The 26,453-nt window shown below is 56.6% G+C and carries 15 protein-coding genes and 1 riboswitch; of the genes, 11 read left to right on the top strand and 4 right to left on the bottom strand.

What is annotated here, in order from left to right; genetic code table 11:
* Positions 1-22: 22 nt before the first annotated feature.
* The 6 genes from OEU85_RS04980 to OEU85_RS05010 all read left to right on the top strand — a co-directional run bounded on the left by OEU85_RS04980 (position 23) and on the right by OEU85_RS05010 (position 13,466).
* The gene (locus OEU85_RS04980) at positions 23-1,618 is read left to right on the top strand and encodes an SEL1-like repeat protein (protein ID WP_262690349.1); all 1,596 of its coding nucleotides are present in this window, start codon (positions 23-25) and stop codon (positions 1,616-1,618) included.
* A gap of 68 nt (positions 1,619-1,686) precedes the next feature.
* Entirely contained in the window at positions 1,687-2,514 is an 828-nt protein-coding gene (locus OEU85_RS04985; protein WP_262690350.1) for a Stf0 sulfotransferase family protein, read from the top strand.
* 332 nt (positions 2,515-2,846) lie between these two features.
* Positions 2,847-5,267, top strand: coding sequence for a glycosyltransferase (locus OEU85_RS18570; protein WP_317277412.1), 2,421 nt, complete (start codon positions 2,847-2,849; stop codon positions 5,265-5,267).
* A 179-nt stretch (positions 5,268-5,446) separates the two neighbouring features.
* Positions 5,447-7,153 carry a carbamoyltransferase family protein gene (locus OEU85_RS05000; protein WP_262690351.1) on the top strand — a complete coding sequence of 569 codons (1,707 nt, stop codon included), beginning with the start codon at positions 5,447-5,449 and terminating at the stop codon, positions 7,151-7,153.
* Between the two features lie 188 nt (positions 7,154-7,341).
* Complete coding sequence (locus tag OEU85_RS05005; RefSeq protein WP_262690352.1) at positions 7,342-9,165, top strand: autotransporter assembly complex protein TamA; 1,824 nt, start codon at positions 7,342-7,344, stop codon at positions 9,163-9,165.
* Complete coding sequence (locus tag OEU85_RS05010; protein WP_262690353.1) at positions 9,162-13,466, top strand: translocation/assembly module TamB domain-containing protein; 4,305 nt, start codon at positions 9,162-9,164, stop codon at positions 13,464-13,466. Before OEU85_RS05005 ends, OEU85_RS05010 begins: the two co-directional genes overlap by 4 nt.
* Positions 13,467-13,807: 341 nt before the next feature.
* Here OEU85_RS05010 and OEU85_RS05015 read toward each other — a convergent pair whose 3' ends face one another.
* Both OEU85_RS05015 and OEU85_RS05020 read right to left on the bottom strand, forming a co-directional pair.
* Positions 13,808-15,538, bottom strand: a complete 1,731-nt coding sequence (locus OEU85_RS05015) for a hypothetical protein (RefSeq protein ID WP_262690354.1) — start codon at positions 15,536-15,538, stop codon at positions 13,808-13,810.
* A 65-nt stretch (positions 15,539-15,603) separates the two neighbouring features.
* Positions 15,604-16,539 (bottom strand): hypothetical protein, encoded by a 936-nt coding sequence (locus OEU85_RS05020; protein ID WP_262690355.1) that lies wholly within the window; start codon positions 16,537-16,539, stop codon positions 15,604-15,606.
* Positions 16,540-16,668: 129 nt separating this feature from the next.
* Positions 16,669-16,884, top strand: a riboswitch (cobalamin riboswitch).
* Positions 16,885-17,020: 136 nt separating this feature from the next.
* Between OEU85_RS05020 and OEU85_RS05025 the strand changes: the two genes are divergently transcribed.
* Complete coding sequence (locus OEU85_RS05025) at positions 17,021-18,889, top strand: TonB-dependent receptor plug domain-containing protein (protein WP_262690356.1); 1,869 nt, start codon at positions 17,021-17,023, stop codon at positions 18,887-18,889.
* A gap of 89 nt (positions 18,890-18,978) precedes the next feature.
* On the opposite strand, the gene OEU85_RS05030 is transcribed toward OEU85_RS05025, so the two are convergent.
* On the bottom strand, positions 18,979-19,848 hold the full coding sequence (locus OEU85_RS05030) for a thioredoxin family protein (RefSeq protein ID WP_262690357.1): 870 nt from the start codon (positions 19,846-19,848) through the stop codon (positions 18,979-18,981).
* Positions 19,849-20,046: 198 nt separating this feature from the next.
* On the opposite strand from OEU85_RS05030, the gene OEU85_RS05035 reads away from it, so the two are divergent.
* The gene (locus OEU85_RS05035) at positions 20,047-21,135 is read left to right on the top strand and encodes an SMP-30/gluconolactonase/LRE family protein (protein ID WP_262690358.1); all 1,089 of its coding nucleotides are present in this window, start codon (positions 20,047-20,049) and stop codon (positions 21,133-21,135) included.
* Between the two features lie 72 nt (positions 21,136-21,207).
* Complete coding sequence (locus tag OEU85_RS05040; protein ID WP_262690359.1) at positions 21,208-21,828, top strand: biliverdin-producing heme oxygenase; 621 nt, start codon at positions 21,208-21,210, stop codon at positions 21,826-21,828.
* Between the two features lie 14 nt (positions 21,829-21,842).
* On the opposite strand, the gene OEU85_RS05045 is transcribed toward OEU85_RS05040, so the two are convergent.
* The gene (locus tag OEU85_RS05045; protein ID WP_262690360.1) at positions 21,843-22,583 is read right to left on the bottom strand and encodes a Crp/Fnr family transcriptional regulator; all 741 of its coding nucleotides are present in this window, start codon (positions 22,581-22,583) and stop codon (positions 21,843-21,845) included.
* 225 nt (positions 22,584-22,808) lie between these two features.
* On the opposite strand from OEU85_RS05045, the gene OEU85_RS05050 reads away from it, so the two are divergent.
* Both OEU85_RS05050 and OEU85_RS05055 read left to right on the top strand, forming a co-directional pair.
* Positions 22,809-25,475 carry an ATP-binding protein gene (locus tag OEU85_RS05050; RefSeq protein ID WP_262690361.1) on the top strand — a complete coding sequence of 889 codons (2,667 nt, stop codon included), beginning with the start codon at positions 22,809-22,811 and terminating at the stop codon, positions 25,473-25,475.
* Between the two features lie 229 nt (positions 25,476-25,704).
* Complete coding sequence (locus OEU85_RS05055) at positions 25,705-26,445, top strand: sulfite exporter TauE/SafE family protein (RefSeq protein WP_262690362.1); 741 nt, start codon at positions 25,705-25,707, stop codon at positions 26,443-26,445.
* Positions 26,446-26,453: the final 8 nt, after the last annotated feature.

Here is a 26,453-nt window from a genome sequence, read left to right on the forward strand (position 1 = left end):
ACAAAGGATGCGGATTTTCCAGATGCAAAAACGGGATTGCCCCAATTATGTTCTCATTTGCGGGCTGCTACGCGACGAACTTGAGTTCAGGATCACGGTCGCCCAGATGGTCGAGGCAACAACGGAAGGTCTGCTTGACGGTATCGTGGTTTCTACCTGGTTTGGCGAAGTCGATGCCATCCCCGGGTTGCGCGCAGACCTGGCCAGGCTGAGAATTGTCCTGGTTGAAAGTTATCCGCCCAAGTTCAAGATTTCCGGCAACGCATGGGCCCAGCACAAGGCTATGTTACAGGGGTTGCGGGCAATACCCGATGGGGCGGCGGTCTGGAGAATAAGAACCGATCGCACAGCCCACTTGTTAAAGGCCTTTCGGCAATGTCTTGAAGCGGGGCCATCGCCATGCCGTCGGTTAGGCCGTGATGCTCCCGTATTTGAGCGGCGAGTCGTTGCGATGGCGGTGGTGGCTACGTCACCTTTTTATGCGGCGGATTTTGCTTTTTATGGCTTGAAGCAGGATCTCCTCAAGATGACCCATTTTGAAGGGGTATACGATAGCCTGTTCCGTGGCTTTGGTGCGGAAAACCGCTTATGGACGCAGCCCTTCCTGAAGGCTTATCCTCGTCTTGCGGAACTCTTTGAACGCGTCAATGTCATGGGATTTTCTGAGCATGTGGTGGGCGCGGCAAGTGCAGGGCGTGTGATCCCCGACTATATTCTCTATTTCCTGACCTTCTACTGGCTTCAGCTTTACAACAATATCCAATTGATTGAGGAGAGAGACAGCGCCCCGCTGGGGCTGACGGTGCTTGGTGTCCTCGGCGGGGCACCGTGCGGCGCCATCCGTGTTGGCGCCGTTGCGTCAAACTTTACGGTCCATATAGCTCTTTTCAACAGCCAGAGAGCACTGGATGATTTGCTCGAAGGTCAGTTCGAGGACGACAGTGACCTTGGCGGGCGGTACAGGCGTATCCTGGAAGAGGTCAAGGCGCGGGGTGAAGATGCATTACCTGTATGGGGTGATGATGAGGCCGCACAGCTTGCGGAGATGCAAGAGAGGACGCCAGACGTTGAACTTCTGCCACGACCAAGCGTCGTGCACTTTCCCAAAACGGATGACCAGGCATGGGATGGCAAGATCGATGTACTTTCCGGTGCGCATTTCAGGCAAATGTTGGAACGGGAGAGTCAGGCCGACGTTGTGGATGACGAGATGCTCTCCCTTATCCAGGAAAAGCTTGAACTGACAAGAAGCGGTTTCGACACCGGGAAATTATACAATATGATTGCGACTGATATTTTTCGCACGGCCTGCGACGAGCGTCCCAAAAAGATGCTAGGTGGCTTCTTCCTGCTCCGGGCCGCGGAAAGGGGCAATGTTGAAGCTGCGGCGCTATACGGCTGGCTGGTGTATTCGGGCCGTCTGGAGGCTGACACCCGGGAGCATGCGACGCGTTGGACGGGAATTGCTGCGCTCAAGGAGAACCCGCTGGCGCAATATACCTGTTCTTTGATGTGTAAAAATGGCTGGTTTGGTGAAGAACACAGGCATGAGGCTGACGAGTGGCACAGGACGGCACTCGCGAACGGTTTCATCAGTGCCATGTTGAATGCTGGTTAAGGGCCCGCCGCGCATGTCGATTTTTACCGTGATGGAATATGGGGCACTTCCAAGGAGAATGAGAAACTATGTTTGGTGGCCATGATGCACATGTGAAGCGTACATGCGATGCGATCGCCAACGTGGTTGAAACCCCTGCCTTTGAGGGGCCGTCATATGATGACTTGACCAAGCTCCTCATCTGTATGACACCGCGCTCCGGCAGCCAGTATCTGGGGTCCGTTCTGCGTGATAACGGACTGGGGCTTGCGCACGAGCATTTTCGCTACACCGGCGGTTCGATCGAAGATGTTACGCGCCAGTTCGGGTTGAAGACATTTGAGGATTTTGTCAGGAACAGAATAGAGAAGAACATTGCTGCCGGGGGCGTGTTTTCCGCGAAAGCGGACTGGATGCAGTTTCTGCCAGTTTATTATCTTGGTGCCTTCCACCATTATTTCAGGAGCGCCCATTACGTATATCTGACCCGTCGCGATAGGTTGGACCAAGCCATTTCACGCTATATCGCAACTGAATCCCGATATTTCCACACAACCTATCACGCCCATAAAGATGCGGTGGAATTAGTGCCCTTTTCCGCAGCGGGGATAAAGGCGCATCTGGACCATATCATGGCGCTGGAAAACGCGTGGGAGCAGTTCTTCCTGTCTGAAGGGATCGCGCCATTGAGGATATATTACGAAGACCTCGCGTCGGATACGGCGGGCGTGCTGTCGAGCATTTTTGTCTTCCTGGGCAGGGAGCGACCTGCGGACCTGCTGCTTGAGACTGAATTCCAGATCGTTCGTACCGGCAAAAATGAGGCTTTCAAAGAGCTTTTCCGCCGAACAAGACAGGAGGAGCGCGCAACCTTCACCGCTGAGTTCACGGCGGAGAAAACTGGTGAGGGTTCATAACGCCTCGTTGGCACGGCGAGTAGATCAATTTGAAAGTCTGGATGAATGAATTGGCATTGCAATCCTCAGGTAAGTCCTTAAGATTAAGGCCTTTTTGAATGCAATCTTGAATTTTTACTGCACTATGCGGTGTTGGTAATGCCGCAATTGACGTTGAGTTTGGGCCCTGCTGACAATACGCTTTTCGCCCTGTTACCCTGTTCTGAAACAGGGGGCGAAAGCGGCGGGGCTGGGGTGCGGGCGAGAAATTGAAACGAGAAAACAGCCTGTAATCGCGATTGATCAGGCAGGCGATGCCCGGTCATCGGGTATATGGCGAAATGGGGTAAGCGATGACAAGCGCGGTTAAACTGGAAAATGCTTTTTTTGTGACGCAGGAAAGCCTCCTGCTCGTTGGCTGGTGTGTGAATGATGAAGATGACGAACTGGTTCTGCGAATCAATGGTGAGGCTTATGTCACCCTCACACCCAACCACCACCGCCCTGATGTAGACGCCCACTTTGCCCGGGTTTTGGACGACCATGCCGGTATCAGGCGCACGGTGCTGCTACAAGCCGAACATTGTGCGGCGGATAGCCTGGAGGTTGAACTTGCACTTGTCCGCGGTGACGAAGACATTCACACCGATAAAATCCGCATTGACGTAGCGAACGCAAAAAAAGTTCATCGCATAACCGGGGACTTTGATGAAAACACCGAGCGGCTTGATAGCCGATATTGCTGGCCGGATAATCTTGAGCCGGGCCTTACCAGCGTCATTCTGGGTGTATACAACGGTGAAAAATACCTGCCGATGGCGATCGAAAGCATCCTGGATCAGACGGATAAAAACATTCAGTTGATCATTGTGGATGACGCCTCAACGGACGGCACGCGGGATATCCTGCTTGAATTCAAGGAGCGAGACCCGAGGATTGAATTGGTCCTGAAGGACCAGAACGCCGGGCAGGGCCAGGCCTTCAATACCGGTATCCTGAGGGCACGCGGCGACCTGACCTGCATTATGGATGCCGACGATTTCTGGTTCCCACGCAAGGTCGAAGTTGTTCGCAAGGTCTTTGACCAGCATAAGGCCGGGGGCGAGTATGCGCTGTTCCAGCACCGACTGAACGTCTGTTATGGCACTGTGGTCAGCCAGGAACAATTCAGGGCCTCTCTGCTGGAGGGGGATATCCTCAATCATTGCAGGAAGGAAAAAAACAGGATACCGGGCCCCTTTATCCCGACGGCCGGCTTGGCATTCCCTACCGAAATATTGCGGGTCGTTTTTCCTATTCCGCGGGCGTTCCGTATATGTGCAGACGGTTTTCTCACTCGCGCGGCGATCAGCTTCGGGCAAGGCAAGGCTATCACGGAAACGCTGGGTGCCTACCGCATCCATAGCGAAAATAACACCGTCGGCAACGAGGCGTTTGAACAGGAACGCTACATTGCCGATATTCTGATCCCGGAAGTGAACCGTTTCTACGAGAAGAACAATATTTTCCTTCATCTGCCTATCGACTACCGGGCGAAACGCAGCGTCGCGTTAAATCGTGTGGTGCCAAAGCATACAAGCAAGGGCATATATTATGCGAGTGAACGCAAGCGCTATGCACACGGACTCGAGGATTTTCGCAATATCCACAAGGGCAAACGTGCCTTCATCGTAGCCACCGGTCCAAGCCTGAAAATAAGCGATCTGGACTTCCTTAAGGATGAAATCACCTTCGCGTGCAACAAGATCACGCTGGCGTTTGATGAAACCGATTGGCGGCCAACCTATTATTCCATCATCGATTCACTCGTCTATGAAAACTTGGTTGTTGACTGGTCCTCACTGCCGTCTGTGAATTTCTTTCCGGAAGATCTGCGGCGTAAATATGCAGGCTTGTCCAACACCTTTTTTGTCAAGAATCGCACGCCGATTTATAACGGCGAAAACCGCGTGTTCGAGTTTAGTGAAAATGTCAGTGAAGGTGCGGCGGGCGGGTACACCGTGGTTTATTTCATGATGCAACTGGCCTTCCATATGGGGATTGAAGAACTTTACCTGATCGGCTTGGATTTCAGCTTCAACTTCAAGGCCCTTTCCGACGAGAAAACGGTGAAAGGCGAGGCTGTTATTATCAACAGCGATGAAGTGAACCATTTCCATAAAGGCTATCGGCCGGAGGGCGAAAAGTGGACCATGCCACGGCTTGATCTGCAGCAAGCTGCTTTCACAAAAGCAAAACATGCCTTCGAGCGGGCTGGTCGCAAGATATATAACGCGTCCCGCGCGACCAAGCTCGACGTTTTTGAGCGGGTGGATTTTGATGCGCTGATGCAAGAAAAAGCGGATAAGCGGCAAAATGAACATATGGTTGGTGACGTCTACGGTGACATCATGTTGGCCTCCTATAGTTCCACATTTGAAGAAATACGCGTCCAGGGTTGGTGCACCCCCAGGCCAGAACGTATTGATGTCTTTCACGAAGGTACAGTTGTATGCTGCGGCGAACCGGTGCTGGAGAGTTATGAAAACGCATCGCTCGCAAGTGGCGCAGGTATCTATGTCTGGAGCGCGGCGGGTGAAGCCCCGATCAAGACTGGCGACAGCGTACGTGTCGTCATGCGCTTTGCTGATGGCAGTCGCTCGGTCGTGACCTGCCCGGTTGCCACACACACCGCAGACATTGATATGAAGCACGCTTTCAAGGAGCTTCTGTTGCGTAATCGCCAGTTGCAAAAACAGCTTGATGAGGTTTCATCCAGTGAGGCGAATACCTGAGGGGCGAGGTATAAACAGTATGAAATTATTGGTCGACGAGGACGGAATAAGGCGCATGTGCTCTTGGCGCGTGGCGACAAGATTGTTGGAATGCCCTGTTCCGAATACACAGCATCGGCTATCCGGGAGACGTGCCCAGTGACAGGTCGATCAACTAAGGCACCGGCGGGTGAGGCGCAATGACCAGTTGGTATCTTGGTCTGTCGACATCGGGGCATGATCCCGCGCTCGCGCTGGTGAACGAGACCGGGCATGTGGTGTTCGCCGAAGCCAGTGAACGCTTCATGCAGGATAAACGGGCGTGGGGTATCGCGCCGGACCATGTCTCGCATCTTGCCAGCGCGCTTGAACAGGTTGGATTCAGCGCTGCGCACGACCGTTTGCACGTTTCCTCCAGTTGGGCGGGTGTAAAAGCCGATGTGCCGGTGCAGGTCTCCAATGCGCTTCTTGCCGGTGCAGACGGGCGCTGGATGCGCGGGCTTCAGCAAACGGCACAGACTTACGCCGGGTCCACGCTCCTGCGGCTGGGTATTAGCGAGGAAATGCCAGAGGTACGGCGTTTCGACCATCATCTGTGCCATGCAGCGGCGGCTTGTTATAGCGCGCCGTATCAGGATGCTACCTGCCTTGTTATTGATGGGGAAGGAGAGGTGGGTGCGGTCTCGCTTTTCTCCATGAAGGACCGTGTCCTTAAACGGGCATGGCGGTCATGGGGACCGGGTAGCCTGGGTACCCTTTACGCCTGGATTACCCGCCTGTGTGGCTTTGACTGGCGCCTTGGCGAAGAATGGAAGGTCATGGGGCTGGCTGCTTTTGGTAGCCCGGTGCCCGCGCTCGTGGAAACGTTGGTTTCGATGCTGGTAGTGGACCGCGGTCGGCTTCAGTTTGCCGGGGAGGAAACCCTCGATGTTGCCCGTCGTGCGGTAATGCCGTTTACCCGCCTCGCGGGCGAGCCGATCATGAAAGCGGCGGACCTTGCCGCTTCAGGGCAGGCAGCCTACGGCATTCTGGTTGACCGGATATTAGAAGATGTTCTGCCCGACAGTGGCGGGAATCTGGTACTGTCTGGCGGTTGTGCGCTCAACTCTTCATATAATGGCACCATTGCGCGCCGCTTTTCCGTCGATAATGTGTTTGTGCCGTCGGCGCCCGCAGACGACGGTAATGCGCTTGGCGCGGCAATTTTGGGTTGGATGGCCGATCATTCGCATCAGGCGATACCACAAGGTAGTGGGGCGCCATTCCTTGGCAGTCGTCCGAACCGGCGTACGATTGAAAAAGTCGTGACGGAGGCTGGCTTGGGGCAGGTCACATCGGCTGGGGAAGGCGCTGCCGTTCTCGTGGCGGACAGGCTGGCGAAGGGGCATATTATAGGCGTAATGCGTGGTGGTGCTGAATTTGGCCCCCGGGCGCTTGGCCAGCGCTCCATTCTGGCGGACCCCAGACCCAAGGCCATGAAGGATCGGATAAATCGTGCGGTCAAGGGGCGGGAAGCCTATCGGCCCTTTGCGCCCGTTATCCCGGCGGAGCAGGTGGCCGACTGGTTCGATGGCGCGCAGGCGTCACCTTATATGTCGTTCACCCTGCCGTGGCGTGCCGATGTACGCGAGCGCGTACCCGCCGTCGTGCATGAAGACGGCACCGGGCGACTGCAGACGGTGGAAAGTGGGTCGAACCCCTGGATGGCAAGCCTGCTGACGGAGTTTGAGCGGCAGACCGGTCTGCCGGTGGTTCTGAATACCAGCTTCAACATCATGGGCAAGCCGATTGTGCACACGGTGGAGGATGCGTTGGCGGTGTTGATGACAACGGGGCTGGATGCTGTTCTGTTGGAAGACGTCCTTGTGGAAAAAAGGCCAGACAGTGAAAGTGCCCTACATACCTGATGGGTGCGATCTCGGTGCGGCGGTCCGCCCCTCGTGCTAATTGCTTCTGGAATAGCCTGGCACCTGTTCTTCTATGACCAGCCTGCCTGCGCAAACAAACTGCCTTGAAAGCGTTCCTTTCGCGTGGTTTTCGGTATAGTGTGATCTTGTAACCGCCACATTTTGCCGTTAGTGCTGGCAGTCACGCTATGCTGACATTAAGAAATCCGGGGGTTAACTCGGTGCGCGCCAACATCGCCGCCATATTTGCTTCATTCATGCTCACTCTGCCAGCCGCTGCGCAGCCTTCGTGCGGGAAAAGCGGCTTTGCGGTGCATTTTTCGCTGGATGTCCCCGAAAAGGAAAAGTCGTTAAAGGAGCTTTTGCTGTCGGTCTCCCGCCTTGAGGAGAAGGACGGTGATTGCATGGCCTCACTTGCGCGGGTAGACGCCAGCCTTGACGGCGATATCGAAACCTTCCGCCGGGTCCTGAAATCCGAAGGATATTACAACGCTGCGCTCGACAGCCGGGTCGAAAATGTCGGCGATGATGTCACACTTGTTGTATTTGTGCGGCCGGGCCCGCGTTACAGCATCGAGGGGGTGACCACCACATTTGTCGAGGACGGGACGGAGGTCAGCATTGATGATGCAGCGCCGTCGCTGATTGTGGGGCAGACGGCACGCTCGCAGGATATTGTTGCCGCAGAGCAGCAACTGCTGTTTTTTCTCGGTGATAAAGGCTATCCCTTTGCGATGGCCGACGACCGGCAAGTGATTGTCGACCACGCCACCCTTGGCATGACCGTGCATTATCACATTGACACCGGCCCCAAGCTCAAGTTCGGTAACGTTCAGTACGAAGGACTTGACCGCACCGAGGCCTCCTATCTTGACCGTATGATCCCATGGTCGGATGAGGAACTGGTGCAGCAGTCGGAGGTCAACGAGTTTCGCAAGCGGTTGATGTCGTCGGGCTTGTTTCGCTCCACCTCTGTTTCGGTCAGCGAACCTGACAACACCAGCGGTACCGACAAGGCGGACACGGCCCCCATCAAGGTGACGCTGGAGGAAGCACCGCCCCGGCGCATCGAACTTGGGGCAGGCTATTCAACCGGTGAGGGTTTTGATGCCGAGGCGTCATGGTCTAATCGCAATGCCTGGGGGCGGGGCGAAAACCTTAAATTCTCTGCCAAGCTTGGTGAGAGCGAGCAATCCGTGAGCGGTGACCTGCGTAAACCGCATTTCCGCCGCTATGGCCAAACCCTGATCCTGAATTCCCGGCTGGGCCGCGAGAGCACGCCTGCCTACAAGGCGCATCTGTTCGAGAGCTTTGCGGGCCTTGAACGACGCCTGAATGACGAATTTGTCGTCTCGCTTGGCTTGAGCGGCAAGGCAACGCAGGTGCGTGAAGATGGCCAGCATGATGAATATGTGCTGTTTGGTGTGCCAGCGGGCATTGGCTATGACACCACCAATTCACTCCTGGACCCTAAAAACGGCATCCGCTTGCATTTGCGGGCGCAGCCCAATGTATCGCTTATCAATGACAGCTTCCTGTTCCTCACCAATGAGTTGAAGGCGTCCGCCTACTGGACGCCGGACGCCTTGGGTCGTGTCACACTGGCGGCGCGCACCCGCGCGGGCGCCACCTTTGGTGCCGGTGAAAATCAGTTGCCATTGTCTGAGCGGTTCTTCGCTGGCGGCGGCGGCTCGGTGCGTGGTTTTTCCTATCAGGAGTTGGGCCCCAAGGACACTGACGGAGACCCGATTGGCGGTCGGTCGGTGGCAGAGCTGGCATTTGAGGCCCGTGTGCGCATCAGCCAAAGCATCAGCCTCGTTCCTTTCATTGACGGTGGTGCCGTCTACAATAGCACAACACCTGACTTTGGCGGCTTCCGCTGGGGTACGGGCATGGGCATTCGCTATCATACATCGGTGGCCCCTGTGCGGCTTGATGTGGCTTTCCCGCTCAACCGGCGCGAGGGGGAGGACGCCGTCGCCATTTACCTTAGCATCGGACAAGCGTTTTGAGTGCGACGCCAGACATACCGGATAACCCCAATCGGGGCTGGGGCCGCATCATAAAGCGTGCAGCTATCGCGCTTGGCGTGTTGGTGCTGCTGGTTGTTGCCAGCGGGGGCACTTTATTCCTGTGGCTCGGGTCAGAAGCTGGCATGGCGTGGCTTGCAACGCGGCTTAGCAGCGACCTCGACGCTGAAGGCCTCGACATCGAAGTGGCCGGGATTGACGGTGAATTGTTTTCCCGTTTTTCCGTCCACGGTTTGACGGTGGCGGACAAAGAGGGCGTGTGGCTTGAGGCCCCTCAGGTAACCGTGGGCTGGCTGCCGGGCGAGTTGCTGTCGCGAGAGCTACATATCACGGCGCTTGGTGGTGACGTAGTAACAGTTAAACGCTTGCCGAAAGGCGCGGATCAGCAAGAACAGACAGATAGTGGCGGCCTGCCCGTTGCCATCCGGGTGGACAGCGCGTCCTTGCCCGCTGTTTATGACGGCGACCGCTACACGCTTGCGCTTTCAGACGCTGCATATGACGGCACCAGCCTCCACGGCGACGCAAAACTTGTGAATGCGGACCAAACCGACCGCGTCGCCGCCACCTTTGAGTGGGCGGATGGCGCCGATACTTTCCGCGCAAAGGCAGACGTGCGGGCGCGCGCTGGCGGCTTGATCACAGGTCTTCTGGGGCTTGGTGGTGGAGACAGTCTCGCGGCCCAACTTGACGCAGAAGGCACGGCAGGCGAGTGGAGCGGGAACCTGACGGCAAGCGTGCCGGGCAAGCTGGCGCTGGAAGGCGAAGGGCGTGGTAGTCTGGCACGCAGTCAGATTGTTCTCAGGCAGAGCCGGAATGCTTTTGTCCCCGCTGAGTTGCAGGCCCTTCTGGGCGGGGCGGCAAATGTTGAGCTGACCATAGAAGGCGAAGCCGTGGATGAAATGCGTGTTGACCTGACCTTGCAGGCTGATGGGGTTGACCTGCGGCTTGCTGGTGGTGCGGCCCTTGAGGACGGACTGACACTAACAGACAGCCAGGTTGATCTTGAACTGGCGCGGTTCTCGACCGACACGATACTGCTTGAAAAGGTGGTGTTGCGCGGTGTGCTGAACCTTGCTGGCGGTCAGGTAGATCTCAGCTACAATGCGCAGGCGGAGAGGCTTGTTGCCGCGGATATGCCCTTTACGAGGATTGACGCCACAGGGACTGCGGCGTTCTCCGGCGGGCAGTTATCCGGTGATGTGGCGACATTGGCGCTCACCATGACGCCACCGGGGCTGAATGAAACCCGCATTTCGGCGACAGATGGCAGGTGGGCTTATGACATTGATGCGCGGGCGTGGCGGGCGGCGGCGCGCGCGGTGCAAGGGCAGGCGCTTACCGCACGTGCTGTGGTTGCGGAAGGGGATGAGACAGGCCTGAAATCGGCGGCGGGGCAGGCCGATATTCCTGTTGCTTTCCTTGATCGCTGGCATGACGGCCAGTTGACGGGCGGCAAATTGCGGCTGGATGTCACGTCTGCAGGGCGCGCGGACGGCGGCGCGCGGCTGAAGGGGACTGTCACGGGACAGAGTGTGACGTATGAAAGCACTGCCGTTGCGGAACTTCTGGGCCCGAAACCAAAGGTGGAAGCCGGTGTGCTGCTTGCCAGTGGTGGCGTGACCATTGAACGCGCGACCCTGGCGTCTTCCAACCTGAGTTTACAAACACAGGGTACGGTCAGCGGGGCGACGCTGGATCTGGCTTTCAAGGGCAAGGTGGGGGCACTTGAAAAACTTGTGGGCGACGGCGCGGTGCTGGCGGGGGAAACCGTTTTTTCCGGCACTGTTGCCGGTGACAGCGCTGCCCCGACTGTGACGTTCGAGACAGGACTTGCCCAGATCGACGCCTATGGGGTTTTGTTTGCCGACCCTGCCATCAGGCTCGCGCTATCGAAGGCGCCCGGCGGTACAGGCGGGCTTTCGGGCGACGTTACCTTTGAAGCCCGAAGCCCGGTGGGAGCCACAACAATTTCAAGCCCGGTCTTGATCGCGGATGGCACGGTGACGCTGGATGCGATCAGCATGGACGCACCGGGCGCGCAGGCAAATGGTGCGCTTTCATGGAGCAGTGAAGGTGGCCTGAGTGCGAACCTTGACGCCCGGCTTCAGGAACTGAAGGACGACAATCTGGATCTGGGCGGGCAGGGCACCATCTCCCTCGCCATTACAATGATTGGAGATGAGCTTGATGCCGACATAACCCTTGATATGGCTGAGGTACGGTTCGCGCAGCCCGGGCGTTTTCCCTTCACGCTGGAGATGGCGAAAGGCACCGCCGGTTTCAAGAAACAGGCAAAAAACATCAGTTACGAGGCTGACCTTATTGCGAGCAATATAACCTATGGCGCGCAGAAAATTGACAGCCTGCGCCTGAAGGGAACGTCATCCGACAGTTCCCCCTTGACCGCAGAGCTGCAAGGCTATTACGGAAACCGCTTTGAGCTGGCAGCATCTGTACGGCCGAAAAAGGGCGGTGCCGATATCGGTTTCAATGCCGCCTACGGTGGGACGACCGCCGCGACGCGAGACCCCATCATTGTTCGGTGGGGCGGCGAGGAGGACCTGTTGGTCGAGGTGCCGGTGATGGATATGGCGGGCGGCACGCTTGACGCAACATTCTCGGCAACCGGCGAAAACCTGAACATGACTCTCAACGCCAATGGTTTGGCCCTGTCCGCCGTGAATGTGGTGCGTCCGGGGTCGATCGAGACCGGCCGCGTTGACATCGCGGCCCGCTTTGACCGGCAGGACGGCGGCGAAAGCGGAAACGTCACGATTGACTTCCAGAAGCTGACCTTGCCGCGCTGGCGCCTTGCGGCCGCACCGGATGAGTATGCCGGCAGCATGCAGGCGGTGATGAAAAAAGGCTCAATCAAATTTGACGGCACCATCACCGAGGCCGGTAAAGAGTTTGGCCGCCTGACAGGGGACCTGCCGTACGAACGGCTTGAGGGGCAGCAGGGCTATGCTATCCGTGAAGGCGCGCCGCTGGCGATGGAGCTTGTGTGGCAGGGTGACGTATCGCCGATCTGGTTGCTGGCGCGACGGCCGGAGCATCTCCTGACAGGCACTCTGGACGGTAAACTTACCTTGTCCGGCGATCTGGCGGACCCGCTTTTCGAGGGGCAACTGGACCTCAAGGATGGTCATTATGAATATGAGCCGCTGGGCCTTGTGGCCGAAATTGATGTGCTGCGGGTTTCCGGCACGCAGGACCGTATCGACCTGACAGAGCTACGAGCCAATGACGGCGAAGAAGGCAAACTGTCCGGCGAGGGTGAATTTGAACTGTCTTCCAAGCTGGCTTTCCCCGGTCGTCTGACCGCGGAACTGACCGATTTCCGCGTCGCCCGCCTTGACGAGTTGAATGGTACTGCTTCCGCGTCCCTTGTGTATGAGCGCACGGAGGACGCCGCTACCTTGTCGGGCCAGATAAAAACCGGCCCGATGCGGGTGAAAATGCCCAAGGAATTACCGCGCAGCGTGGTGGAGATCGATGTGATCGAGATCAACGGTGCGGAAGAGCTGGAAGCACTGAGCGTACAGACCGAACCGCAGCAGGACCGGCCGACTAATCTTTCGGTGTCCATTGAGGTGCCGGGGCGCTTTTTCTTTGAGGGACGGGGCCTCAAGAGCGAATGGCAGGGTAACCTGCTGCTTGGGGGCACCAGCGACGATCCCGAGCTTACCGGCAGCATGAGCGTGCGGGACGGGTCGTTCAGCTTTGGCAGCAAGAGCTTCGAGATCACCAATGGTCAGTTGACCTTCCGTGGCGGCAATACCATCGACCCAGACATTTCGGTCACTGCCGTGCATACGACCCCGAACCTTGAAGCGCAGTTGCAGATCAGCGGTCCGTCCTCGGCACCCGAATTCACGCTGTCGTCAACGCCTTCCTTGCCAGAAGATGAGATCATGTCACGGGTGCTGCTGGGTAAATCGGTTTCTGACCTGTCGGCCTTCCAGTTGGCGGAACTGGTGGTGGCGATGGATACCCTCAGGGGTGGCGGAAGCTTTGATGTTGTTGGTAAACTCCGGCGCGGGCTTGGCCTTGATACACTGTCATTCGGTCGCACGGAAGATGAGGATGAGTCCGCGACGACGATCACCGGCGGTAAATATCTGCGAAAAAATATCTATCTCGAGGTTGAGACGTCCACGGCGAGCAGTGAAACGGCGACGCGCCTGAAAATTGATATTTCGAAGAACCTGTTGGTGGAAACCGAACTCGGCCCCCGGCAGGGAAGTAGTTTGCGGCTTAAGTGGTTCTGGGAATACTAAAGCCAGCGTCCTTTGGTGGGGGCTCCGCCCAATCTCAATATATCGGTGACTTTATGTGTTGGCGTCATTGTCTGAATTCAGGCGAACCAGATCAACATCAGTAAGGTTAGCGAGAGTGCAGCGCCAGCAATGAAGGGCCGCGATGATACGGCCACAATTGCCAGGGAATTTGGCAAGGTCGTTCGCTCAGCCAAGGTGCTGTTGCTGTGTCCCTTCAACAGTAGGGCAATGAAAATCATATGACCGGCCATGGCGGATGAACGCAGTGCGCCCCCAAGGCGGGAGCCCTGGGGGCGAGGGCCTTACCGGGGCAGGTAAGGCATACGGGATAAAATCATGGATCAGAGAGCTTGAGAGCGATGAACGAACCCGCTGATATCTTCCATGATGTCACCCCAGTATTTGAACATAACCGTGTGGCCGATATCCTCTTTCACGCGTATGTGGGTTTCGCCGGCGGTGTTGCTGGTATAAGCCGTGATGTCCTCAACGCTGACGTGGCAGTCCTCCCGACCGTGCCAGACGATAAGCGGTGTCTTGAGCCTGCTGATGTCGATGGGCGGTTTTCCTGCGCGGAAGATCATTTCCGTGCTGACCCCATCGCTGGTCCGGACAAGGCTTTCGCGCGTGTTGTGAATAAGTTGTTCTTCTATCAGCGGAATTTCGGAAAATACCCGATCGGCTGAGCCGGGTGGATAAAACTCCGTGATCAGGCTGCGTCCCATCTTGTAGTTATAGCCATTCCTGAAAATTCTCCAGAAGCCCTTGAGTACCCATGGGTTCTGGTTGATCCGGTGATAAAAAAACTGGAAGAAGTTGGCGTTGCGCTCGCGGAAGGCTTGCGGCATTTCCGGCACGGCGGCGGCCAGCGTGGTGGAACATACTTTCCCGTTCAGCCTGAGGGCAGTACTGAGCGCAAAAGCGGTGCCGGACGCCTCGCACATGATGGACAGCTTCTCAAAACCCTTGCCTTCAACGAAGTCAGCCACGTCCTGTGTTACGCTGTCAAAACTGTAATTCTTGCACGGGTCCGACATGCCGAAACCCGGCCGCTCAATCACATAAAGGGCAAGCCCTGCCTGTGCTGTTTGTTCATTTTGCGACATCAGCGGGATGATGGATGCAAGACCGGAATGAAAAGCCAGCACGGGGTGGCCGTCCACCTTGCCGTACAGGCGGTACGCCAGTTTGCGGCCGTCAGGCAGGATATAATATTTCCGTGGCTCCATGGCGACAGCATCGCGCTGGCCGTTCGGGCCTGTCCAGGTATGGCGCTGGTCGATCAGGATACGGCTGAGAAGGCCAAGTTCGATAAGCAGTTTGATCAACTCGGATTGCCGCTTCAGGCCGGTTTTACCATATATTGCCTTCAGCTGGTTGCGTGCGGTGTGGATACTGATGTTCAGGTCTTCTGCGGCGTCCGCCATCGTGGCCCCGGTACCAAGCTGCAGTGCAAGGCGAGCTTCCGAATGTGTGAGGCCAAGCTCGGTACGCAGGATTTCACCGTTATCGGTCGCGATTGAGATGGGCGAAAATACAAGCCTCAGGCGCTTTGCGCGTTTTTTAGCCTTGGCCGGTTCAAGGCTTTCATCTTCGGGGTTGCGCATGAGGACAGCAAGCAGTGTTGTCTTTTCGCGTTTGAGGTCAAAACGCATCAGGGTTGAATGCGCCTCGCCTTTTTTCAGGCGGTCCCGGGCATTTATGAAGACCTCCTGATGTTCTTCATGTCTGAATGCCAAACTGTCTTCATTCAGTGTCGAGGTCAGATAGTCATAGAGCAGCGTACGGGCGGTACGGTTGGATGCACATATGATGTCGTAGCTGTCGATCTCCACGATGCCATAGTCGGTGTCGTGCAATTCGTTGTCCTGAAAACCGTTGAAGATTTTCTGGCTCAGTTCCGCGGCTTGATCCAGATGCCCCTTGAGAATATCAAGCGCTTCTTCGTCAGCCTTGCCGATGATGTCTAGAACCTGATCCCAGTTTTCAGGTTCGGACGCGAAGTTGTAGAAGGCCATGACAATGGCAGCCTCGTTATGGCGCGCGCTTGATTTAGTGTCACCGGTTTGCATGGTGTTACCCGACTAGCTGAATGTCTGATGCTAAACTCAATACATAGGGGCGGCGTGTCAGGGGCTCAGTCGAGCCCCTTGTTCGCCTCCAGTTCCAGAAGGCGCTGCTTTTCAGCAGTTTCCCGAACTTGTTCATTAAGCTCAAGATATTTCTGGCTACTGGCGGCAAGGGATTCCAGCCCGGCATAGCTGGTATTGTCGGTTGCAATGCCGGAGCCTGTGTCTGCTTTCGTCGAGGCAAAGCTTGCAAGGCCGGATAGCGTACTCAGATGCGACATACCAACATAGGCGACCGCCGGGCTACCGGTTTTCAGCGCTGCGTTTTGCAGCAAGCCTTGGCCCGCCATCGCGTGTACACCTTCTGCCATATAGGTTTTTTCACCCGCCAGCGCCTCGTCGTAGGATGACAAGTTGGTATTCAGCCGGTTAATCGCCAGCAGCAAAACGTCCCCCGATGCACGCACCCCGGCCTGGATTTCCTTCAAGTGTTTTTTGGCTTTGCTTTTTTTAAGCTCTCCGCTTGCCACTTCCGCTTTCAGCGTGGTCAGTTCGTTGCCATAACATTGCTGCGAAGCGGTCACGGCCACTGTTACGTCCGACAGGTCATGTGCTTCACTGCTCATCTGGTCGCCATAGGCTGCAAACCGGTCGTTCGGGTTGGGGTGGTCTGTGCGCATCTGTGCACTGAAGCCGGCCACGTCGTCGATGATGCCGCTGTATTTATTGATCTGGTTCACTGTATTGGCCGCTTTGACCATACTGCCACCGGCACCGCCCAGCCCGGCAAGGCTGCTGACAGAGCCAAAAAGCCCGCCAAGCTTGCCTGCTTTTTTCTGCAGGCTTTCTTTTGGAGTTACAAGCGGCGCTACCTCTTTCACACCAGCATAACACTCCTTGTAGTATTTCGCCTTGAAGGACTTCGCGTTGGCTGCATGTGGTGCCTGTAAAAGGCCACCCACCATAAGGGCAGCGGCAGCATAAGTGACAATTCTGGTATCCATTGTTTTTCCCCATCCATTACGAACCCCCGCAATAAGGAGAGGCTAGTAGGTGGCCGCCGGACCCGCATGACCCAAATGGGCTAAAGTGCGTTCTCGATTTAGAGGCCTTGCCAAGGCACATGCTTTAAAGTATCAGCACTGCCAGACGGTTTCTTCGGTGGTGCCGAAGACGAAGAGGGAACGCGGTGCGCAAATGGCGAGAGCCAGGAGCAAAACCGTGGCTGTACCCGCAACTGTAAGTGACGAGCGACCGCCTCATAATCCACTGGTCCCATATGGGCCGGGAAGGAGAGGGGGAAGCGATGACTCACAAGCCAGGAGACCTGCCGTCGTGTCGCCCATCTCGCGGTCGGGTTAACCGGTGAGAGCGGACCTCCGTACAGGCGACAAGTTCGTTGCTGTGTGCGGGGCTTGTCTGGGACTACTCGACAGACTCCAGCGCAGTTTTCAGGCCTTATGGCCTCTTGCCGGAGTCGAAACCGTGTTGAAAATATCTTTTAAAACCACCCTGATTGCCACCACCGCGCTTGTAAGCCTGCGCGGCCTTCCCGTATTGGCGGACGCCGTCGCCATGGACGATGTTGAAGAAGTGGTGGTTGCCGCATCCCGCCGCGCCCAACTTGCCAGCGAGACGGGCAAAAGCATCAGTGTGATTGGCGAACAGGCGCTCGAAACGCAGCAGTTCACCTTTGTGCTGGATGCCTTGCAAACCGTGCCGGGTGTCACTATCAACCAGAATGGCAGTTTTGGCGGTGTCGCGACCGTCAGTATTCGTGGTGCCAGTTCCGACCAGACAGTGGTGTTGGTCGACGGCGTGCAGGTGAACGATCCGTCCGCGACCGGTGGCGGTTATAATTTTGCCGGGCTTGACCCGAACGGCATTGAACGCGTTGAGGTGCTGCGTGGTCCGCAGGCGGTGCTCTACGGCTCTGACGCCATGGGCGGTGTGATCAACATCATCACCAAGGGCGGACAGGATGGCCTTGGCGGCAGCGCTTTCGCGGAATATGGCTCTTATTCAAGCTTGCGCACGGGCGCGAACCTCTCCGGCGGAACGGAACGGATAAGCTTTAACCTCGCCGGTACTTATGTGGACACCGACGGCATTTCGTCGGCTGAAAGCGCCGATGGCAATAACGAGCGCGACGGTTTTGAAAGCGTGTCCTTGCGCGGCAAGATGGGTGTGACGCTGACCGAGGCCGCCCGTATCGAACTGAACGCCAACTATATCGACAGCGACAAGGACATTGATGGATTTGCCCTGCAGGGCGATGGGTCCTTCGCGCTGGGGGATACGGATGAGCTATCGAAATCACAGGAATTTGCCGGTGCCGCCCGCGCCTATATCGACCTGTGGGACGGTGTGCTCAAGAACACGGTGTCTATTGAGTATTCCGAGATCGAGCGCACCAACTTTTCTGCGGGCGTCGAAAGTTATGGCGCGGAGGGTGAGCGTTTTAACCTTGATTACCTTGGTGCATTGGCCCTGTCGGACGCTATGACCTTCACGGGGGGCGTGCAGCATGAAGAGGTCAAGGCCGCAAGCCAGGACCCGGAAGCCATCAGTATCGACAGCGTTTTTGGCGCGCTTTCCTTTACCGGCTTCAAGGGCCTGAGCCTTTCGGGTGGCGTGCGGTCTGACAACCATGAAACCTTTGGCGGCAACACGAGTTTCGAAGCCGCGGCTTCTTATCTGCTGGAAGAAACAGGCACGCGTATTCACGCCACATGGGGCGAGGGCTTCAAGGCGCCAACCATCTTTCAACTGACGTATTTCTGCTGTGGTTTTGAGCCCAACCCGGACCTGCAACCCGAGCGTACGGAAGCGTGGGAAGCGGGGGCGGAGCAAAGCTTTGCTGATGACCGCTTCACCCTTGGTGCCACTTATTTTGACCGCAAGACGCAGGACCTGATCATCTTTACGTTTACGGGTGGGTATCAGAATGTTTCCCGCGCGCGGGCAAAAGGGGTTGAACTGTCGTTCGCGGCTACTGTCAGTGACACGCTGTCATTCAACGCCAACTATACCTACACCGACGCCAAGGACCGTGACACGGACACACTTCTCGCGCGCCGTCCCAAACACCAAGCGTATGCCGCTGTGAACTGGGCGCCAACCGAAAAGCTTTCCGGGTCTGTCTCGGTTACCCACAACGGGCAGGAGCTCGACAGCGGCACCACCTTTGTGGATGACTGGACCCGCGTTGATCTGCGCGCAGCCTATCGGCTGAACGAGGGGGTTGAGCTTTATGGCCGGATCGACAACCTTTTGGACGCTGACTACCAACAGGTCAACGGCTATGGCACGCCGGGTCTTTCAGCCTTTGCCGGTGTGCGAACACGCTTCTAGGCAGGTTATCAGGAAACCCTACCGGTCGGCGGCTCATACCGTCGCCCGGTGGTGGCGCCCGGTGGTGGCGTGCGGTGGCGGCTGGCGGGCTATTCCCAGTCAAACGGCTGATACTGTGGGAACTCAAGCTCTATATCCTTGTCCGAATAAGCCGCCTGACGCGTCGCAACGGCGCGCAAGGTGGTCAGGTCATCGGTCAGCTTATAGCGCAGCACGCGCACCTGCTCCCACATGTCGTAAAAGTTGTCGGGGCGTTCGTCACGTTCCATCGCCACAAGAGGGCCGAGGATTTCATAGGCATGCGCGATGCGCCTAGCCTGCTTTTCCTCGAAACTTTTGATTTTTTCCAGCGCCGCCTCAAGGTTGGCTGGCACGGGTGTATCTGCCGGTGATGGCTCGGTCCACTTCAGGCCATCAAAATAGGCAATGGTGTCGGCGAGGCTGATGCTTGCCGCGGCGCGCCATTGGTGCAGTCTTTTGCGGTTGATGACCTGTTCGGTGGCGGGGTCAACGACAAAGACTGTCGGCGTGCCATAGATGACCGGTTGGCCAAAACGATTGACGACATCCGTACCATGCTGAAGATATCCGACATCAAGAAGCAGCAGTTCGTATCTGTCGGTCAGTATCTTCTGCATTTCAGCTGTCTGGAAATGGTGGATCAGCCCCTGGCTGTCATGGCACCAGTTGGCACCAAGAACAATAATCGCCAGCTTTCCGTTCGCGCGAGCCCTGGCAAGGGCTGCGTCCACGTCGGCCATGGAATCAGCGCTGGGTTTAAAAGGCGCCGGGTTACTTTCTTCTGCCTGCAATGGGGTGGATATCTGTGCCGCAAAACTGGTCAGCGTCTCATGCAGGCTCGTGACACAGGGCGCAGGAGCTGTAACGAGCAGCGCCACCGCGCCGCCGAATACAGTCCATAATACCACCGCCAGTGATGTCTGTTGACGCTCGTGCATAGCCTTCCCCGTTGCGAGCGCGTTTTAACAACAGAAATCTACCACATGCCAGTTAAAATGTACTTATGCAGTTCTATCAATGATTTCAACGCCATGCGGATATGTATAATACGCTGATAACGTGTATGTGCGTGATGATTCGCTAGACGCTATGACGATAAAATCATAAGCTTTTCCCGGAGTCGGGGAGGGAAAATCATGCGGATACGCTCAAAAATCATGCTCGGTACGGGACTTGTTGTCGTCATTGTGGCCGGTTTTGTGCTTGATACACTCTATGACGGCGGTGCTTTCAGGACCATTGAACCGCATTTTGACGGAAAATGTGAAAAAATTGCCGGTGCTGTTGGCGCAGAAGATATCACGGTCGACCCCGATACAGGGCTTGCTTATATCTCAAGCCATGACAGGCGTTTATGGATGCGCACCGGTGAGACTGAAGGCGCCATATACCGATACCGTGCGGGCAGCCTGGCCAGCCCGCTGGAATTCCCGCATGACTTTGACGGCCAGTTTCACCCCCACGGCATCGGGCTTTGGAAAAACCCGGCCGGTCATGACCGGCTGTTTGTGGTGAACCACCCGAACAGCGGACAGTCTGGTTCGAAAATGGACAGCAGCCTCTCGCAGGTTGAGGTGTTTGAGGTGCTGGAAGAAGGTTTGCGTCATGTTCGCACCGTGAAGCCGGACGGCGGTTACAGCCTGAATGATGTCACGCCTGACGGACCAGACACTTTTTACGCCTCTATCGACAGAGGCAGCGAAACCACCCTTGGTCGCACGATTGAAACTTTCGCCCGCCTGGCACGCGGCGGGATCGCCCGTGGCGACGAAAGTGGTATCCGGCGCATTAAGGGTGGCTTGGTATATCCCAATGGCATTTCCGTCAGCCCGGATGGCAACCATCTGATAGTGGCGGAAACGACCGGGGGCCGCTTGCTGGCCTATGAAATTGGTGATGACGGCGACAGGCTCGAACTGGTTGCCGAGGCGGATGCGGGCACAGCGTCCGACAATGTCGAATGGGCCGAGGACGGTAGCTTCTGGATCGGGGCGCACCCCAATGCACTGGCGTTTCCGGGCCACGCAAAGGACGAAAGGAGCCGGTCGCCATCACAGGTGCTGCGCGTGACCTTTGACGGCAATAGTTTCGGGATTGAGGAAGTTTACCTCAATGACGGTAATCCAATCTCGGGCTCCAGCGTTGCAGCGCCCATGGGGAACAGGTTCCTGTTGGGATCGGTTTTTGAGCCTTTCTTCCTCGATTGCAGTCGTGGGCGTGAATGATGAACATTCGGGGTCCGCGCAGCCGGCTTGAACCAGTTCCTGTTTCATGTTGCATTTCGGGGCGGGGCAGCAATGTTTGCCATTCCGCCGATATTGCGGCATGAAGACCAGATGACACAAACCTCCGCCCTTCTTCAGGCCCTCCGCCACGCAACGACAGACAGGCACGAAAGCCTGCACCAGCACGCGCTGTTGCGGCCGCTTCAGGGAGGGGACATAACGCTTGGCCACTACCACCGTGTCCTGCAGGCCTTTCATCTTGCTTACCGGGTGATGGAGCGCGCGCGCGTGCGCAATGTTGGTTTCGCTGGGGAACTGCCAGTACGGACCCTTCTTGAGCACGATATCAACACCCATGGTATAGAGGTCCTGCCGCAGGTTGACCTGCCTTATCCGGCCATCAATGACCTAAGCCGGCTGGTTGGGTTTCTTTATGTCAAGGAGGGCTCCAACCTGGGCGGGCAAGTGATATCAAAACATTTGCGGCGCACGCTGGCGCTGGAGCCCGGGCGCGACAATCTTTTTTTTGCTGGTCATGGGGCGCAAACCGGCATGCGGTGGCGGGCATTTCTTGCTTTCCTGCACCAAAAGGAGCCTTCGGTTGATGCCGAGGTTGTCGTTGCGCAGGCACAGGCGTCGTTTGAGGTGGTGCGCCTGTGTTGTGATATGGTGGCAGAACGCGCCCCCCGGTAACACGGGCTTCGGCGCTATGTGTCGGCGGGATATATGCCGCGCAGTACGGTGTCAAAATGGTCATGAACCAGCGCGTTGCATCCGCAGGACATCTCCCTGAGCCGGTCAGGGTTATTCACAATCATGTGGCCGCGGTGCGTTGAAATGCTGCCATTGGTTTTGAAGCCAGCCATAACGCGGGCCACATAGCTGCGTCCAACCCCCAACATACTGGCCAGTTGTTCCTGGGTAATGGGAATGTCGTGATCATCGGTTCGGGTGATCGCCGCGAGGAACCACTTGGCCAGCCGTTGCTCGATAGTATGTGTGGCGTTGCAGGCAACCGCCTGGAACACCTGGGAAATAAGACAGTCCGCATAGCGGGTGAAAAGGTTTGATATGGAGGGGAAAGCGTTTTTCGCTTGTTCGAGATCCCTGCTCGCAATGCGTACGGCGAGGCCGGGGAAGCGCACTTCCGCCCGGCAAAAAGCGGGAAGGTGGCCATGGCTGACAATGCCGCCCACTGCCCCTTCCCGTCCGATGAGGGCGGTTTCCACCGCGCGGGCATCTGCAAGCATCACCATGAATGAAATCAGGGCGGTGTTGCAGGGGAAATAGGCATACTGTACATCGTCGCCGGGTTCATAGAGTGCCTCCCCCTTCCTGAGGGGATAGGGCGCCATGTAAGGCAGTAGCAGGTCCTTTTCGGCGGGCTTTAGTGCGCGCAACAGGTTATTGTGATTCAGTAACCGTTCAGGGTTTTTGTCGTGCTTCATTATAAGATCCGGCAACTTGTATGATTTCCTGCAAAAATTGTTGCAGTTATGTGCACATCTGTACATACCTCGCGCCTCAGTAGTGTATAAAATTGCGCAAGCGGACAATCCGCCTTGACACGGCAAACCATAAGCGGAGCGTAAATTCCGCCAAAAAGATGTGGCCGTGACGGGTGTCGGTCGTTAGAATAAGAATGCTTCGCAGAAAAATTGGGGGCGAGCCACGTGAGTGCACGAAGGGAACAGTTGTCGGAAGAACAACTTAAGCAGGCGCTTGACCATTGCGCCAGCGAGCCCATTCATATTCCCGGCTCCATACAACCGCATGGCTTGTTGATCGTTTTGTCGCCCGAGCTGCGGGTGACCCGCGTCAGCAGCAATACCAATCACTTTCTGGGCCTTGCAGCTGAAGAGTGTATCGGCCGCCATGTTTCAGATTTTATTGCGGCCGCACAGGTTGACAAATTGCGCCAAATTGCGGCGGATGCCCCGCTGCAGCCCATCCAGACGTTAAACGTAACGCTTGGCGGTCGGAACTGCGATGCGGTAGCCCATGAAAGCGGCGACTCCCTGATTGTCGAGTTTGAATTTATTCAGGAAGAAGCGCCTGCATCTGGCCAGTTGATGGGCCATCTGCGGAATTTTGCAATTGGATTGCACCGGGCGACCGAACTGCCGTCCATGTTTGACCACGTGACGGCCAGCATCAGAGAAATTACCGGCTTCGACCGGGTGAAACTGTATCGCTTCAATGTGGATTGGCACGGCGAAGTGGTGGCGGAGAGCCGCGCGGATTTCATGCCCAGCTACAAGGGGCTGCATTTCCCGGCGTCCGACATTCCAGAGCAGGCAAGGCGGCTATACACGCAGCAGTATCTGCGGCTGATTGCGGATACAAATTACAAGCCGGTTCCTATTCATCCTATATTTGACGCAACTGGCCATGAACCGCTTGATATGAGCCAGTGCATGCTGCGAAGCGTTTCTCCGGTTCATGTCCAGTATCTGGAAAACATCAATGTCAAGGCGTCCATGTCGATTTCCATTATCCAGAATGGAAAGCTGTGGGGATTGATCGCGTGCCATCATGGCAGCCCTCGTCACATCCCTTATCCGGTCCGACACATCTGTGAAATTATGGGCCACATTTTTTCGGCCCAATTGTCGACGCTTGAAGACGTGGTTTCGCGCGAAGCCAAGGAAAAACGCGAGGCGCTTGTTCACCAGCTTGCCTCCAACCTTGAGAAGACATCTTCCGTCGATAAACTGTTGGACCAGACCCACCAGTTGGCGAGCGAAGCCTTGGGTGCTCATGGCTTGGTGGTCAAGGTTTACACAGATATCCTGCGGTACGGGAACATACCCTCGAAAAAAATAGTCGGACAGCTTATAGACTGGCTCAATGAGCAGGGCGACTGGACGTATCTGCAGACCGATGACGCACAGAATTTTTTCAAAGGGATCGCAGGATTTGAGACCTTGACAGGCGGCTTCCTTGCCGTCCCGATCAGCGTCAAGAGCCATGACTATATCATCTGGTTTCGCGCCGCCCAGATTCAGGAAGTCTCCTGGGCGGGCAACCCGGAAAAGCCAGCGGAGGAAACGGGCGCGGGCTACCGATTGACCCCACGCAGTTCCTTTGAGCTTTGGAAGGAAACCGTCAGCCAGAGATCGGCACCTTGGACCCAGGAGGATATCGACACAGCCAAGGGCGTGGTGGGCGTACTGCTGGAGACCGAAAAGCTTAGTGCTGAAGAAGCCAACAAGGCGAAGTCCGAGTTTCTTGCCAATATGAGCCATGAGATTCGCACGCCGATGAATGCGATTATCGGCTTGTCACGGATGCTGATGCAGAAGGGAGAGCTGACCGATACCCAGCGGGATATCGTGAAGACGCTACAACTGAGTGCAGACAGCTTGCTGTCGCTTATTAACGACCTGCTGGATATTTCCAAAATAGAAAGTCGCAAACTCGAATTTGAAAAAGTCAGTTTCAACCTGCCCAAGCTGTTGGAGGACGTGATCAGCATCATGTCGGTGTGGGCGGACGAAAAAGGCCTCGCGGTGCAACTGGATGAAAGGCTTGAGGGGGAGACCCATTTTCTGGGCGATCCGGGGCGGATCAGACAGATTGCGCTCAATCTGTGCAGCAATGCGGTGAAATTTACCGCAAAGGGCAGGATCGTGATTTCTGCGGCCCTTCGCTACGATACCGGTGACGATATACCGGTGGTGGAACTCAGTGTCACCGATACAGGCATTGGTATTCCTGCTGAAAAACAAGCCGCTATTTTTCATAAATTTGTGCAGGCGGACACGTCCACGTCACGTGAATATGGGGGTACCGGGCTTGGGCTGGCGATCAGTAAAACGCTGGCTGAAGCGATGGGCGGTGATATTTCGGTTACCAGTGCCGAGGGCACCGGCTCCACCTTTACCGCCGCCCTGCCGTTGCAGCCTGATGCCAGCATGACAGCGCCTGAACCAGAAACACAGCAGGCGGGTACGAAACAAGGCGCTGTACCGAAAGTACTGTTGGTAGAAGACTACCCGGCCAATGTTTTGGTGGCGAGTTTTTATCTCGAGAACTGCGGTGTGGTGTTCGACGTGGCCGAAAATGGCGAAAAAGCCTGTGAATGTGTACAGGAGCACAGCTATGCCGCCATTCTGATGGACGTCCAGATGCCAAAGATGAACGGCTTTGAAGCCACAGTTGCCATTCGGGAATTCGAGGAAAAAGAGCGCGGATACCGGACACCCATTATCGGGATGACGGCGTACGCCCTTGCCGGAGACCGGCAGCGTTGCCTCGACGCTGGCATGGATGATTATATCGCCAAGCCGATAGATGAGGACGAATTGCGGGCAAAGTTGATGGCGGTAATCGGCTAAACAATGCCAAGGAGCAATGCCAAGGAGCAATGCCGGGGAGTACCCCCTGAGAAGCACCTCAGTGTTGGCTCTCGGATAGCACGGCATGCGGTAACGACGACCTGACAGGGGCCGGTACAGGCGTGGACTGAGACAAGCTGCCGCAGGTGCTGCCGCACTTGACCAATGTCAATCATTTCATTTTTGCGCTCGGGTAGTTTGACCACAGGTTAAACAAACGAGGCATCCTGTGGAATATCTGCTTTCTCATTGGCAGGCGGCACTGGCCGACCATGGCGGTCTGCTGCTCACGCTTTTTCTGGGTGGCCTGATGGGCAGCGCGACACATTGCGTTGGCATGTGTGGACCCTTTGTGGTGGCGCAGGCAACCAGCCTTCAGCAAACACCATCGCTTCTCAGGCGGGTGCGCGGCTTCGCGTTGATGCCCTATCACCTGGGCCGTATGACCACCTATGTGATCCTCGGGGTGGTCGCTGCCAGCCTCTCTGGCATGGTGTTCAATGTGCCGCTTCAGCGCGGCATCGCTGTTGTGCTGTTGACGGTGGCCGGGCTTTTGTTTCTCACCAGCGCCATCCCCAGCCTCAAGCGTGTGGTGGCACCACAATTTCCCCCCAGTTCACTTGCGCGGTTTGGCGCGGTGCTAGGCCGTGTGGCCAAAGCGTTTTTCACCAACCCTACGGCGTGGCACCGCTATGCCCTTGGCGTGACGCTTGGTTTTTTACCCTGCGGGCTGTTGGCGGCCGCGCTTATGGCGGTGGCGGCAACCGCGGAGCCTATCTCGGCCGCCTTCGGTATGGCGGCCTTCTGCGTGGGCACCATGCCTGCGCTTTTCCTCACCGGGGCAGGCGGGCGATATGCACTCGACCGCTTGCCTATTCGTTTCTCGACCCTCGCGCGTGGCGTGATGGTCTTCAACAGTCTCAGTCTTTTTATCATCGCCGGGGGCATGCTGTTACCAGCACATCACTAAGGGCAGGT

This window comes from Kordiimonas aestuarii (assembly GCF_025574465.1).
Taxonomy (GTDB): domain Bacteria; phylum Pseudomonadota; class Alphaproteobacteria; order Sphingomonadales; family Kordiimonadaceae; genus Kordiimonas; species Kordiimonas aestuarii.

What these genes read in the sequence shown, in the direction of transcription:
- OEU85_RS05000 (WP_262690351.1), top strand. Translation starts at nt 5,447, where the DNA reads ATGACCAGTTGGTATCTTGGTCTGTCGACATCGGGGCATGATCCCGCG.
- OEU85_RS04980 (WP_262690349.1), top strand. Translation starts at nt 23, where the DNA reads ATGCAAAAACGGGATTGCCCCAATTATGTTCTCATTTGCGGGCTGCTA.
- OEU85_RS05040 (WP_262690359.1), top strand. Translation starts at nt 21,208, where the DNA reads ATGTTTGCCATTCCGCCGATATTGCGGCATGAAGACCAGATGACACAA.
- OEU85_RS05030 (WP_262690357.1), bottom strand. Translation starts at nt 19,848, where the DNA reads ATGCACGAGCGTCAACAGACATCACTGGCGGTGGTATTATGGACTGTA.
- OEU85_RS05015 (WP_262690354.1), bottom strand. Translation starts at nt 15,538, where the DNA reads ATGCAAACCGGTGACACTAAATCAAGCGCGCGCCATAACGAGGCTGCC.
- OEU85_RS05005 (WP_262690352.1), top strand. Translation starts at nt 7,342, where the DNA reads ATGCTGACATTAAGAAATCCGGGGGTTAACTCGGTGCGCGCCAACATC.
- OEU85_RS05045 (WP_262690360.1), bottom strand. Translation starts at nt 22,583, where the DNA reads ATGAAGCACGACAAAAACCCTGAACGGTTACTGAATCACAATAACCTG.
- OEU85_RS18570 (WP_317277412.1), top strand. Translation starts at nt 2,847, where the DNA reads ATGACAAGCGCGGTTAAACTGGAAAATGCTTTTTTTGTGACGCAGGAA.
- OEU85_RS05035 (WP_262690358.1), top strand. Translation starts at nt 20,047, where the DNA reads ATGCGGATACGCTCAAAAATCATGCTCGGTACGGGACTTGTTGTCGTC.
- OEU85_RS05020 (WP_262690355.1), bottom strand. Translation starts at nt 16,539, where the DNA reads ATGGATACCAGAATTGTCACTTATGCTGCCGCTGCCCTTATGGTGGGT.
- OEU85_RS04985 (WP_262690350.1), top strand. Translation starts at nt 1,687, where the DNA reads ATGTTTGGTGGCCATGATGCACATGTGAAGCGTACATGCGATGCGATC.